Here is a 14525-nt window from a genome sequence, read left to right on the forward strand (position 1 = left end):
TAATTGCTGGCATTTTTACTTGTTACGGGTACTGATGATTATTTAGCAAGTTTGTCTGCTAGGTATAACCATGTTTCTAGTACTGTATCTGGATTTAGTGAAACAGAATCAATGCCCTGCTGTACTAACCATGCTGCAAAGTCTTCATGATCTGAAGGACCTTGACCACAAATACCTACATACTTGCCCTTTTCTTTAGCGGTTTTAATTGCCATAGAAAGTAGCTTTTTAATCGCAGGATTACGCTCATCAAATAAATGTGCGATTAGGCCTGAGTCACGGTCAAGACCAAGTGTTAGCTGAGTTAAATCGTTAGAGCCGATAGAAAAACCATCGAACATCTCTAAAAATTCATCGGCAAGTAATGCATTTGAAGGAAGCTCGCACATCATGATAACTTTTAGACCATTTTCACCACGTTTAAGGCCATGCTCTTCTAGTAATTCGATAACACGTTTACCTTCTTCAAGGGTACGTACGAATGGGATCATGATTTCAATGTTGGTCATACCCATGGTGTTTCTTACGCGTTTAATTGCTTCACACTCAAGGGCAAAACAATCACGGAAGTCTTCAGAGATATAACGTGCAGCACCACGAAAACCAATCATTGGGTTTTCTTCTTCAGGTTCGTACTGCTCACCACCTACTAAGTTTGCATATTCGTTTGATTTAAAATCAGACATACGCACAATTACACGCTCTGGTGCAAAGGCACAGCCTAGCGTTGAAATACCTTCTACTAATTTAGAGATATAAAACTCTACCGGCGATTCGTATCCGGCAATAATGTCGGTAATTTCTGCTTGTAACGCAGGTGATTGTGCATCAAAATTTAATAGCGCTTTAGGGTGAACACCAATCATGCGGTTTATTACAAATTCAACACGGGCAAGGCCAACACCTGCATGTGGTAAACGTGCAAAGTCAAACGCGCGGTCTGGATTACCTACGTTCATCATCACTTTCATTGGTAGTTCTGGCATTTTATCAACGCGCGACGTTAATATTTCAAAATCTAAAATACCTTCGTAGATGTAACCTGTATCGCCTTCAGCACATGATACCGTTACTTCTTGGCCTGCTTTAATTAAATCGGTTGCGTTACCACAGCCAACTACCGCAGGAATACCAAGTTCACGGGCAATAATTGCTGCGTGACACGTACGCCCACCACGGTTTGTAACAATAGCCGCGGCGCGCTTCATGATAGGTTCCCAATCTGGGTCTGTCATGTCGGTAACTAAAATGTCGCCTTCTTGTACTTGGTCCATTTCTTTAATTGAATCAAGTACACGAACAACACCACTACCAATTTTATGACCAATTGCGCGGCCTTCAGCAATGACATTGCTTGTGCCATTTAATTGAAAACGCTCCATAATATTGGCATCTTCGTTTGAGCGAACGGTTTCTGGGCGCGCTTGTACTATGTACAATTTGCCATCGTTTCCGTCTTTTGCCCATTCGATGTCCATAGGACGACCGTAGTGCTTTTCGATTATTACAGCTTGTTTTGCAAGTTCTTGCACTTCTTCATCTGTAATTGAAAATTTGTTTGAAAGGCTTGGCTCTACATCAACAATTTCTACTTGTTTGCCGTGTGCCTCATCTGTTGAGTAAATCATTTGAATGGCTTTTGAGCCAATATTACGACGTACTACTGATGGCAACCCTTTTTGTAATGTTGGTTTATGAACATAAAATTCATCAGGGTTTACTGCGCCCTGTACAACCATTTCACCTAAACCGTAGCTTGAAGTAACAAATACAACGTCTTCAAAACCAGACTCTGTATCAATACTAAACATAACACCTGATGCTGATTTATCTGAACGTACCATACGCTGAATACCAGCAGATAGTGCAACACCACGGTGATCGTAACCTTGGTGAACACGGTACGATATGGCGCGGTCGTTAAATAAAGAAGCAAATACGTGTTTAATAGCGACCATTACTGAGTCGATACCACGAACGTTAAGGAAGGTTTCTTGTTGGCCTGCGAATGATGCATCTGGCATATCTTCAGCGGTGGCTGATGAGCGTACTGCAAATGATACATCGGCTGATGTATCGCCATGAAGTTGGCTGTATGCGTCGCGAATGGCTTGGTCTAGGTTAGGTTGGAATGGGGTATCGATAATCCATTGGCGGATATCGGCACCGACTTTAGCGAGTGTATTTACATCATCAACATCAAGCGTATCTAAAATGTCGTGAATTTTTGCATTGAGTCCAGATTGCTCTAAAAACTCATTGAAAGCGTCGGCTGTAGTGGCAAAACCACCCGGAACCTGTACACCTGCGTTAGCGAGGTTTGAAATCATTTCACCCAGTGAGGCATTTTTGCCGCCAACACGAGGAACATCTTGCATACCAAGCTCTTGATACCAGAGAACGTATTCTTGCACGGGTCTTTCTCCAAAAAACAAATTGTAGTTGTAACTGTGAGAGTTAAGAAAGAAAACCTTTTATAAAGGTCACCTTCATTCTACACTGGCATTAGACCTCACGTAAACCGTGAGTAAGCCATTTTAGGGATTAAACGTAATAAAAAGGTTAACTATGAGAACTGCTTTTTATATATCAGACGGCACAGCTATTACCTCCGAAGTGTTTGGTCACGCGACTTTGTCGTTATTTCCGGTTGAATTTAATCATAAAACTATTCCTTTTGTAGAAACAGAAGAAAAAGCAAATGAAATTAAAGCGTTAATAAACGCAACTGCTGCAAAAGAAGGTGAGAAGCCATTTGTATTCTTTACCTTCGTAAATCACAACTTAAGTGAAATTATTAAATCGGCCGATGCAATCGCGTATGATTTTTTGTCTACTTACAGTGAAAAAATAGAAAAAGAGCTTAATGTTGCGCCAGTGCCAAAAATGCATCGTACCCACTCTATTCATGAAAAAAGTTATGACTTTAGAATAGATGCGGTTAACTATGCCCTTATGAATGATGATGGCGGAAATATTAAAAACTTTTCTGAAGCCGATATTATTTTAGTAGGTGTTAGCAGAAGCGGTAAAACACCAACAAGCTTGTACTTAGCCCTACAGTACGGCATTAAGGCTGCAAATTACCCGATAACTGAAGACGACTTAGAGAGTGAGGGACTACCTAAATGTTTACTCCCTTACAAACATAAGTTATTTGGGTTAACTATTGACCCTGAGCGTTTGGCTGCAATTAGACACCGCCGTATGGCAAATTCTAAATACGCATCAATAAGACAATGCCGAATTGAAGTGCGTGAAGTTGAAATGCTTTATAAGCGACATAAAATTGCATACTTTAATTCTACCCATCATTCTGTAGAGGAAATATCTGCAAAAATCTTAATAGACAGTAACCTCGAGCGACGTAAGTACTAACCAACTAATTTACTGTTTTGCTAAAAAAAGCCGCATAATGCGGCTTTAGTTTTTTATTTATTACTTACGAGAGTCTTTTAATAAGTCAGCTACTAAAAAGCCTACCTCTAATACTTGGTCTGCATTTAGACGCGGGTCACATTGTGTTTTGTAACGTTGCGCTAGGTCATCGTCAGATAAACCGTATGCACCACCGGTACACTCTGTAACGTGCTGGCCAGTCATTTCTAAGTGGATACCACCTGCGTATGAACCTTCAGCTTTGTGTACACCAAAAAACTGGCTAATTTCGCGCATGATATTATCGAAGCTACGCGTTTTATAGCCTGATGTCGCTTTTTCAGTGTTACCGTGCATTGGATCCGAGCTCCAAATAACTTTACGGCCTTCTTGCTGAACACGTCTTACAAGTGCTGGAAGTTTTTCTGGCAGTACGTCGGCACCCATACGTGTAATTAGCGTTAAACGACCCGGAATGTTATCTGGGTTTACTGCATCAATTAAACGAATTAGGTCATCTGGGTCCATTCCTGGACCAACTTTAACACCAATAGGGTTTTTAATACCTTTGAAAAACTCAATGTGTGCATGGTCTAATTGGCGTGTACGCTCACCAATCCACACAAAGTGCGCAGAACAGTCGTACCAGTCACCAGATAGGTGATCGCGACGAGTTAGTGCTTCTTCATAGCCTAGCAATAACGCTTCGTGAGACGTGTATAAGTCGGTTTCTTTAAGGCTTGGCGCAATAGTAGAATTAATGCCACATACTTCCATAAATTCAAGTGCGTCTTGAATTTTGTCAGCAAGCTGTTGGAATCGCTCTTTTTGCGGATTAGCGGCTACAAAGCCCATGTTCCAGCGATTCACTTGGTGTAAATCTGCTAAGCCACCTTGTGCAAATGCACGAAGTAAGTTTAATGTAGCAGCACTGTTGTGGTATGCCTTCATTAAACGTTGTGGATCGGGAATACGTGCTTCTTCTGTAAACTCAAAGCTATTTACAATATCACCACGGTAAGATGGTAAAGATACACCGTCAATAGTTTCTAAATCTGCAGAGCGTGGTTTAGCGTATTGACCTGCCATACGTGCAATTTTAACAACTGGGCATTTACCGCCGTATGTTAAAACAACAGCCATTTGTAAAATGGTTTTAAATGTATCGCGAATATTAGCGGCATTAAAGTCGCTAAATGATTCGGCACAGTCGCCACCTTGAAGTAAAAATGCACGACCTTCACATACATCTTCTAATTGTTTAAAGAGGCTTCTTGTTTCTTCTGCGAAAACAAGTGGCGGAGCACTCTTTAACTGGCTTTCTACTGTTTTCAGTTCTTCTTGATCTGGGTACTGTGGCTGCTGCAGTATTGGCAGTTCTCTCCAGCTATTTGGGTTCCACGATTGCATGTTCTTTCCTCATTCCTACTTTACCTGATATAAAGAAATTAACGTATGCATGGCCCTAAGTTCAAGGACTATATTCACTATTTACCAACTAATTTGTTATGAGTTAAATATATATAAGGTTATTTATGATTTTAAGGCTGCTCAGGCTTAGTTTTAAGCGTGTTTTAATTTTACTATTTTTATTTAAATACAATAAGTTGAATATATGAAGGCGTTTTTTTAACCATCCCAAACCAAATTGAATTCAAAGCCTTAAAGTTAACAGTTTCACTAGGAACACATCATACTTAAAGTCGGTTAAATGTAATCTTAACTTTACAGTGGTAATTTAATTAAATCAACCAAGTGACTAGAATTTATCTTGAGTGTGTGCTAAGTGATTCAGGGTTATGTAAAGCTATAATAATAAGTCCACTTTATTCTGTACAACTGTGATCAGGTTGTTAGACGATGCCAGTACTCTAATTAGGGCTACTAAAAACAGTCTGTATGAACGACTACTTTAAATATTAAGTTGTATAGAGTTCATTTTCACGGAGCAGCCTTCCCCCTTACAGGAGCCTAGCGCTGTATTACAAGTATCACTTATAAGTAATTATACAATGAGTGCCCAACACTATCTAAAGTGTCGAACCAAAAAATTGATTGCTGGCCTTAAACTAAAGGCTCAATAACTATTTTACACAGAGCGATAATATATAAAAGTATACATCGCCCTAGCATTTACCTGCGTTACAACAAATTTTTAAATAAACATAAGTGTATTGATCACGCCTGGGTTCGTTAGTTCTTTCTGTTATATGCAAATATTCACGCACCAAATCTCACAAGCATAAGCAAACAACGTAAAAGAACACATCGTACTAAATTTCAATTAAATGTAATCTTAGCATTAGTGAAATAAATAAACTTTAAAAAGACAAAGCAAAGGGTTAAACTTAATAATTACATAAGTAAGATGTGTTCTCAGGGTGGTTATGGTTTCTAAAGTACAAATAAGAAGTCAGTTTGATTTAATGAATGAATTAACATCGTTATTGATTGATGAATTACGTATCTGTGAATATTCAAAGGCTGAGTATTATCAGCTACCAGATATAAATAGTGTTGATGAAAATATTATTCCCGAGTCAATTCCTGTAAAAAAATTAACCGGCGAAATTGCTCATAGGGCAATTTTAAATTCGTTTACTGATATTTATAAAAAAGAAAGTTTAAGTAGTAGAGTACTCAAGCGTCATCCTGGGCTTTTGGTTCTAAAAAATGCAGATGTCGCAGCATTAACTAGCCGAATACAACAAGTTAATAAAGCTAAGGCTGCTTTTAAGGAGTGTGTTTTGGCTATCGATAATAACGATGCTCGATTTGAAGCTGTTCATAACGCGGTTCCAAATTTAATCACTCTTGCAGCCTATCGAAAAATTCATTTTCAAAGTGAGTCCCCTTTTTCAGTGAGATTTACTTGGATGCATAAGCATGCAACTAAAACTCTAACTAAAAAAATGGCACTTGAAATGCTCGATAAATCTGCTGGTTATAGAAATCCAAGAATGATCGACCAACAAAAATGGCAGTCCCTTGTTGCACAAGAGCAAATGCGAGTAGCTAGTTTAGGTGAAAAAGAAAAGTTAAGAATTCGCCGCCCTACCCGAGTAAGCCCCCAAGTTAATGTTAGGTATACCGCAGAAAATAGGTATCACGTAAGTGCTGCATTGCCGTTTATTTTAATTAACCCACAGCCCGATGTTAAGTTAGGTACTTTGCCAGATTATCAAAAACCAGAGTCTCACCCGAGAAAAAAAGAGTATGACTTTTTAGTGGATAGGCTTTACTTAGAACAAGTAGATAATTAATTATGTTAAAAAGGCCACACTGTGTGGCCTTTTTGGTAAGTAGTCTATTATTTTAACCGTTGTTATTTTTCGACTATTTCTTCTATTTTATCTTCATCAATTAAAACTGCGTTTTCGACAATTCGTTTACCACCTTGAATCTCAATACGCTTATTGTGCTTATTGAGCGTGAGTATCTCATCACAAAACTGATCAGAAGGATGCATTTCATAGGTGTAATCAATAATATTACCGGTTTTATCATCTTTTACATTAGTAATGCTGTATTCTGAAATAGCCCCTTTCTCAATCAAGTCTTTCATTGTTGTGGTCATATCACGGCGTAATGCTTTTAATTTGTTTTCTGTGATATCGTCGGTTGAATAAATAGAGCCGTATTTTTCCATAATAGATAGCAATCTAAAATGATACGTTTTACCAGGCGCGGCATAACGCCAAAGGTGGTATAAACGCAGCATCATCCAACGCGATAAACCACGTTTTAACTCTTGCGCACTGTTAAAGTAATATCCTTTGTATTCAAGGTTATCAATCATGTTATGAACAAATGCATTTAAACATGCAACACATTTAACGTTGCCGCCTTGGCCTTTTTTACCACTAAAGTGAAGAGATGATAAAAAGTTCATGTTTGACTCATAAAAAGAGTCATCAATATCTGTATTTTTAGTATCAGTAGCCGAGTATTTAAATGAAAGTTTAGAACCTTGAAGTGCTTCTAATGATTCTTTAATTTGTGGGTATGGCATTGATTGGCCAACCGCTTTAAGTTCTTGGGCTAATTCGTTCATCGAAAAAACCACGGCATATTGAATACCGGACTTAAAATTGATTTTTACGATTTTACCTTTCGATGCAAGGCGAATTAACGCGCGCTCAACTTTTTCTTCTCTATCCGATGGCCACACTAAATATTCTACGTCTTCGCCATCTTTACGCGTGCTTACAACGGCCGGTGTAATTTTTATTTCGCCGTCATATAAAATACCATCTACTTTTTCGGATATTTTACGCGTAATAATTGTTTTTTTAGGTGCTTCTTCCAATGGCAATTTTTTATGCCCAGAACGTACAAAACGCCCCCATAAATCATAGTGGTTAAACGTGTTTGAATAAGCACGTAACCCATGAGCGGCATTTTCGATAGAAATTCGCACATCTTTGTTATCTGTAAATAGTGCTAAACTTTCGTTATCTATTGCACTTTCCACCCCGTGTATTTGGCCCCTAAGTGTATCGGGCAAGTTATCTACCGAGATGTTGACCTTTCGGCTCATTGTTCTGATTTCCATTTTTTATTGCGACAGCTAATAACAACACATTAAGCAACAAAAGTTAAATGTTTAAGTTAGTATAAAACTGATCCGAGTATAAATAAACGTAACGGATCATTATTATACTAAGTAGTGAGTGATAAGCTTAATTTCAGATCACTATTTTACTAAGATAAGCTTCTCAAGCTAAATTTTTACTAACTCAATTTATTTTTTGTCCATTAAAAGCGCTATTTTTAAACTTTTTACACGACAAACGTTAGTAAAATAAATACCTGCTGTGGATAACAGCACTTCGAGTTAGCATAGATCTGATCTGTACTTACTACAGATCAGATCTATACCAATTAAACGCCCTGTTCTTCGTAAGCTTAAGTGTATAACTTTATAATTTACTTAGTAAAAAACTGATCTCACACAGCCATTTTGTACATAACTTATTGAGTAAGTTGTGCATAACTCTAATAATTAAATAAGGCTTAGTAAAAAGCTGATCTGCATGTAGATTAAGATCTGATCTTAACCAAGTATAAAGGTGATCTGCTTTTTTTAACATTATTTATAAATATCATATAGTTATATAGCTATTATACACCCTTAACCTTTATTACCTTATATATTTAACCACCTTTAAACTTCTTTATTTATACTAAGCAATCTTAAAGGTGTAAAAATATTTTTAAATGTCTTGTTATTAAAACGCATGTCGCCTTAAATAGTTGTTTACAGCTATTTGAATGGACATTATACTAACTGCCTAACTTTGAGGAAGAAAGTATGTCTATCAATAATAACGCGCTAAGTACTTACCGGCTTTTAAAAGCAACAGCCGAAGTTGCTGAAAAATCTTTAAAAGGACGCATACAACACTATCGCGCTCATCTTAAATCAGAAGAAAAAGAATTAAGAACTTACACCCAAAAAGCAGCAGCAGATTTATTAGGGTGTAATAATCGTACCTTAAAACGTCGTCATGACAATGGTGACTTTGATGATTTAAATATTAAGCGTGGTGCAAATGGGCACTATGCGTACACGTTAGTTAATATTTTTGCGATGGCCGATATCATGGATATTCAGCCAGATCACCGCACTGCTAACGATAAACTCCAAGTTATTGTTATTAATTCACTTAAAGGTGGCTGTGGTAAAACAACCAGTATGGTTAATATTGCTGCTGCGTTGGCGACGACTAATATCAAACGTTATCGTATCGGTATTATTGATTTAGATCCTCAAGGTTCGTCTTCTAGCTTTTTCCCTTCTAACGATCACGACCCTGTTACGGTAGGCGACTTAATGCGTGATTGTATTGATTTAGACGAAGGCGAAACCTGGCCAGAGTTTGTTTCTAGTGCTTTTGTGACTACGCATATTCCAAATATTCGTGTTTTACCCTCAGGTATGGATGACTTTTACTTTGAACACGAGACCGCAACACTTTTAAAAGACACCTCTAATTACGAACAAACACGTCATTATCACAAGCTTTTAGAAAAGGTTATTGAGCCGGTTAAAGACGAATTTGATATTATTTTAATCGACACAGCTCCTACACTTAACTTTATGTTTTATAATGCTTTAATGGCCTCTACGGCGATGCTTATCCCGGTTCATCCAGAAGCTGTAGATTTTGATGCTAACAATAAATATCTAAAGCGTTTAGGTGAGATTTACCACACAGTAGCGGCACTTGGTCATGAAGGTTGGGACTTTATGCAGTTTTTAGTGACCAATTACGTTAAGGGTAATCATTCACAGCGCGATATTGTTAAAGATGTACGTAGTGCGTTTGGCCGCCAAGTAATGAGCTACCCAATTAATCACAGCTCGGCAATTACGGCTAGTTCATCGTCTTTTAATACCATATTTGATCAAAAAGCATCGGATAGTTTAGCAAGTCGCGAGTCTTTATTACGCGCGCAAGAAAATATTAAAGATGTTGTGGACGAATTAGAAATGCTTATTCGTTCTAATTGGGAGTCAACCCAATCATCACTTAACAACACTAAGTAAGGATGTTACATAAAAATGGCTACAAAACGTAAAAACGACACCCGCTTAGATCCATTTGCAACTGCCGTAGGCAATAGCAGCCTTGATGCATTACTTGAGCAAGCAAGCGCTGGTGATGTAATAAGAATGCCTGCGCCAAGCGACCCTACACGCGAAATAACCTTAGTGTGTAAAGTTATTGCTCATGCAGATATTGAATCTAGCACCACGGTTTACGGTAAAAACCGCCGTGTACAAGCGCTATTAAACGAAAAGTCGGTTTCTGATATTTTACCTGCAATCAGTGAAGATGGACGTAATCAACACCCTGCTTTACTTTGGGATCAGGGAAATACTAACTTAGTACTTGCCGGTTCACGTCGTCGAAAGGCATGTATTTTAGGTAATGCCGATTATTTAGTTTTAAGCTCTCCTGATTTTACCGAGCAAGACGCTAAAATTTTAGCTGTATCTTCAGATCAGTACATAGCTCCAAGCCTTTGGGAGCTAGGGCAAGCTTATCAACAAACTAAAAACGATCTTATTGAGCAAGGTAAAAAAGGCTCTTATCGCGAAATTGCCGCTATTGAAGGTGTATCGCACACCGCAATTGCAGATGCCATTAAAGCGTACGAGCAAATACCCGCTGATGTAATTTCACTTTACCCCACGGCTAATCACGTAGGCAGAGAAGTCGCTAAAAAGCTTGTTAGTGCAAAGGAGCGCGACGAGCAGGCGTTTAATGCCCTAGTTAGCGAATTACATACAGACGATGAGATTAACGCCATTACAAGCGACGACAAGCGCGCAATGGTAATTACTAAACGTTTAACTACCGAGCCTAGCGCGGTTGCTAAACGTGAAGCTGTATTTGAAAACAACTTTATAAACGTACAACGCAATTTAAAAAGTGGTGACGTATCTATTAAAATAGATAATAAAGTGTTGACTGACAAACGCTTAGAACAACTTACTAAGCTGTTAAGCGCGTTTAATTAGCCCCTTATTACTTAGTAAAATAGTGATCTTAAAAGCCTGTTAGGTTAGTTAAATTCTGATCTGATGGGCTTTTTACTTAGTAAAATCCTGATCTTTTTTGCTATTTATAACCCATAAATCCCTCATTTTTGCTCTAAAGATCACATTTTTACTAACTGAATTTAGTTTTTACGACTATTTGATGCTGGATCTTAATTTGTTAGTAAAAAACTGATCTGTAAAGCCCCTGCGTTGTTAATAAATTGTTTGTAACATGTGTATTTGCTGTTTACCTATTCTCATATTGGCAGATAAAGTGCCATAAAGTACGTATAAACCGATTTTTTACTAACCTAGCAGCTCCAACCAGTTTATATAACGTTAATATTGCTTTTGCTGTGCGCAGTTAAAGAATATACTGGCAGAATTATTTTAAAAATTTAATACTTAGAGTGACATGTCTGCTAACTTATCAAAAAATGATTTACTGGCTATTTTTGAAGAAATAAAAAATGAGCAGGCAACCTTGTTCCCTCTTTCTGAGCGCTTTATAAAAAAGCTGTTTAGGCCAAACGTGCTCGATAAAGGCAAAGAGTATTATAAAAACGGCCAAATTAGTTGGTTAGAGCACAGCAGTGATTTTGCTGTTATTGATTCAACGGTACAAGGCGACACCGGATCAGCATTTAACCAACGCATTGAGATCAGTAAAGTACCTACTGGTTACTCTGTTGATACGCATTGTACCTGTAATGCTAAAACCAAATGTAGGCACTTAGCCGCTGTATTATTTAAACTTAAAATAGAGCACTCAGGTGAATACGGAGAAGACTACTTTATTAACGATTGGTTTAGTGAACTAACAGCACTTAAAAGTGTTGATGCTAAAGCTCCTTCGCAAGTTCTTTTATTTGTATTAGACATTGAAAACAATAAAGTATTTTTAACGCCAAAAATTGCCAATTACGACAAAAATAATAATTACACGCTCGGGCGCAATTTAACTGAGCAACAATTAAATAGCTTTGTAACGCCAAACGATTTGCTCGAAAGTGACTTTAGACTCTTTAGTTGGATTCGCTCACAAAATGCAGTGGGTAATTTAGAGCTAAAAGGTCAATGGGGCTTTAGCGCTTTACAACAATTAATTGCCACCGACCGTTTATTTTTACAACGCTCTCGTGTTGCTATTAAAGCGCAAACTGGGCAATCGCTTAACTTTAATTGGCAGCAACAAAACGAGTTATCGCAATTAATTATTGAGCTTGAACACAGTAAAAATTGGGCATTGATAAAAACCACGCCGCCCGCTTATTTAGACCTCGATCACTTTAAAGTCGGCCGGATCAGAACACAGCTTAGCGCCGACGAAATAGCACATTTACAATCAATTCCCGCACTTCACGATGCTAATTTTGATCGCATTTATAAACAACTTGCCGACAATTTTGGGGCCGGTGTTATTCCGCATCCGAATAACGAACAAGTCAATGTTAAGCAACTTGGTAATGCTGTTTTAAAAGCCACTATGGATGAGCAAGGGCTTAAAGTTTCGCTATTATTTAAATATAAAAATAAAAATTATTTAGCGGGAACAGCACCCGCGAGTTTAATAAATAGTGCATTTGAAAACACAGTAACAAATGAGTTAGTAAATTTAGGTTTTGAGTTTTGTAAAGGGGGTTTACAAAGTGAGTTTATATTTAATAAACAATCACCTATACATTTACATTGGCTTGTTTACGAAGTATTCCCTGGCTTTAAAAAGCGTGGCTGGCAGGTAACTCAAACTAAAGTAAATGTAGCCGACCCCCAAGGGCACGTTACACTCGATGTAAACCGTGCTGCAGGTCACCAAATGCATTGTAAAGTGCAATTAAGTGATGCCAAAGCCGCTGTACTTTTTAATACCGATGATGCCACGTATCAATCGTTAAATCGTCAAAGTGAGCTGTTTTATTACTATCCTGTTGGGCGTCAATTTGGTGTTATTAGTAAAGCCGCCATTAATTTACTGACCGAATTTAAACAACGCTTTGAATTTGTAAAAACACGCGATGAATTTAATATCCCGCTTTCTTATTTACCTGAGCTGGTAAAGCATACCGCAGTTACTATAGACCTTCATGATGACTCATTGGAGCGTTATCTTGATGAGTTAAACAACACCGAGCAGGCAATGCCAGTGGTGCCCTTACACGGTTTAAATGAGTCGGTAACACTACGTGAATACCAGCAACAAGGCGTTGATTGGCTTAGCTTTTTAAAGCGCCACCAATTAGGTGGCATACTTGCTGATGACATGGGGCTTGGCAAAACGCTACAAGTTATTGCCTTTTTAGCCAGCAGTTTTAATCGCCCGCAAGCGGGGCCTACTCTTATAGTGTGCCCTACAAGTTTGGTAAGTAATTGGCAAAACGAAATAACCAAATTTGCTAAAAGCCTTAAGGTAACCACTATTTTTGGCTCGCAACGTAATGAGCCTTTACAACATTTAGCGCAAGCGCAATGTATTTTAACTACTTACCCATTATTAAAGCGTGATATTGCTTATTACTCGCCACTTTATTTTGAAAATATTATTTTAGATGAAGCGCAATATATTAAAAACGATACTGCACAAGTCTCGCGCTTAGTTAAGCGTTTAAATGCCGACTTTAAGTTATGTTTAAGCGGTACGCCTATCGAAAATAATTTGTTTGAGCTTAAGTCGTTACTCGACTTTGCAATGCCTTCATTACTTGGCTCGCAAGCGCACTTTAAACAGCACTTTCAAACACCTATTGAGCGCGAAGCCGATTCAGAGCGAGCTGAGCAACTAAAAGCGCTTATTATGCCGTTTATATTACGCCGCACAAAAGCGCAGGTAGCTCAAGAGCTACCACAAAAAACAGAGCTGTTAAAAGAGTTTGAGTTTGAACCTAAGCAAAAAGATATGTACCAAGGTATTACGCGCGCCTTAGAAGAAAAGCTCATCGACTTATTTGCTGAGCAAGGCGCACAAAAAAGTAAGCTCGCATTTTTAGAAGCGCTACTAAAGCTAAGGCAAATTTGTTGTCATCCAAAATTAATTGAGCCAGAAACACAAGCAGGTTCAGCAAAATTAGAATGGCTAACTACGCATTTGCCGTTAATGCTAAGCCTTGGTCGTAAAGTGATTATTTTTAGTCAATTTACCTCTGCGCTCGATTTAATTGCTGAGCGTTTAAACAACATAAATATTAATTTTAGTATGCTAACTGGGCAAACGCGTCATCGCGACAAAGTTATTGATGAGTTTACCAGTGGCAAAACCTCGGTGTTTTTAATCAGTTTAAAAGCAGGCGGTACTGGGCTTAACTTAACTCAAGCCGATACCGTTATTCACTTTGATCCATGGTGGAACCCGGCTGTTGAAAAACAAGCCACCGATCGTGCTTATCGTATTGGCCAAACAAATCCTGTGTTTGTTTATAAATTAATTATGAGTAACTCAATTGAGCAAAAGGTATTTAAAATGCAGCAAGATAAGCAAGCGCTTGTTGATGCATTATTTACCGATAAATCAATGAGCTTTACTTCGTTTGATGAGCAGCAAATGTTATCACTTATAAAAAGCTAATTTTTTTACTCAGCATGTGAACTAATTTAACCAAAC

Annotated in this window: 8 protein-coding genes; 5 read left to right on the forward strand and 3 right to left on the reverse strand. The window is 38.0% G+C overall.

From position 1 onward, the window contains the following. Positions 1–38 precede the first annotated feature (38 nt). On the reverse strand, positions 39–2414 hold the full coding sequence (gene ppsA, locus PAT01_RS11435) for a phosphoenolpyruvate synthase (RefSeq protein WP_154945510.1): 2376 nt from the start codon (positions 2412–2414) through the stop codon (positions 39–41). A gap of 154 nt (positions 2415–2568) precedes the next feature. On the opposite strand from ppsA, the gene ppsR reads away from it, so the two are divergent. Further along, on the forward strand, positions 2569–3378 hold the full coding sequence (gene ppsR, locus PAT01_RS11440; RefSeq protein ID WP_004586305.1) for a posphoenolpyruvate synthetase regulatory kinase/phosphorylase PpsR: 810 nt from the start codon (positions 2569–2571) through the stop codon (positions 3376–3378). 60 nt (positions 3379–3438) lie between these two features. On the opposite strand, the gene PAT01_RS11445 is transcribed toward ppsR, so the two are convergent. Further along, positions 3439–4788, reverse strand: a complete 1350-nt coding sequence (locus PAT01_RS11445; protein ID WP_154945511.1) for a class II 3-deoxy-7-phosphoheptulonate synthase — start codon at positions 4786–4788, stop codon at positions 3439–3441. Positions 4789–5765: 977 nt separating this feature from the next. Here PAT01_RS11445 and PAT01_RS11450 point away from each other — a divergent pair. Then, the gene (locus PAT01_RS11450; protein ID WP_154945512.1) at positions 5766–6641 is read left to right on the forward strand and encodes a DNA replication terminus site-binding protein; all 876 of its coding nucleotides are present in this window, start codon (positions 5766–5768) and stop codon (positions 6639–6641) included. A gap of 62 nt (positions 6642–6703) precedes the next feature. Here the strand turns inward: PAT01_RS11450 and PAT01_RS11455 are convergent, their stop codons facing one another. Beyond that, entirely contained in the window at positions 6704–7918 is a 1215-nt protein-coding gene (locus tag PAT01_RS11455; RefSeq protein ID WP_004586302.1) for a hypothetical protein, read from the reverse strand. 774 nt (positions 7919–8692) lie between these two features. On the opposite strand from PAT01_RS11455, the gene PAT01_RS11460 reads away from it, so the two are divergent. From PAT01_RS11460 to PAT01_RS11470, 3 genes are all read left to right on the forward strand, one after another. Next, positions 8693–9931: an AAA family ATPase gene (locus PAT01_RS11460; RefSeq protein WP_004586301.1), complete on the forward strand. Its 1239-nt coding sequence runs from the start codon at positions 8693–8695 to the stop codon at positions 9929–9931. A gap of 15 nt (positions 9932–9946) precedes the next feature. Further along, the gene (locus PAT01_RS11465) at positions 9947–10909 is read left to right on the forward strand and encodes a transcriptional regulator (protein WP_154945513.1); all 963 of its coding nucleotides are present in this window, start codon (positions 9947–9949) and stop codon (positions 10907–10909) included. Positions 10910–11345: 436 nt separating this feature from the next. Then, the gene (locus PAT01_RS11470; protein WP_154945514.1) at positions 11346–14489 is read left to right on the forward strand and encodes a DEAD/DEAH box helicase; all 3144 of its coding nucleotides are present in this window, start codon (positions 11346–11348) and stop codon (positions 14487–14489) included. Positions 14490–14525: the final 36 nt, after the last annotated feature.

Source organism: Pseudoalteromonas atlantica (genome assembly GCA_007988745.1).
GTDB classification, from domain to species: domain Bacteria; phylum Pseudomonadota; class Gammaproteobacteria; order Enterobacterales; family Alteromonadaceae; genus Pseudoalteromonas; species Pseudoalteromonas atlantica.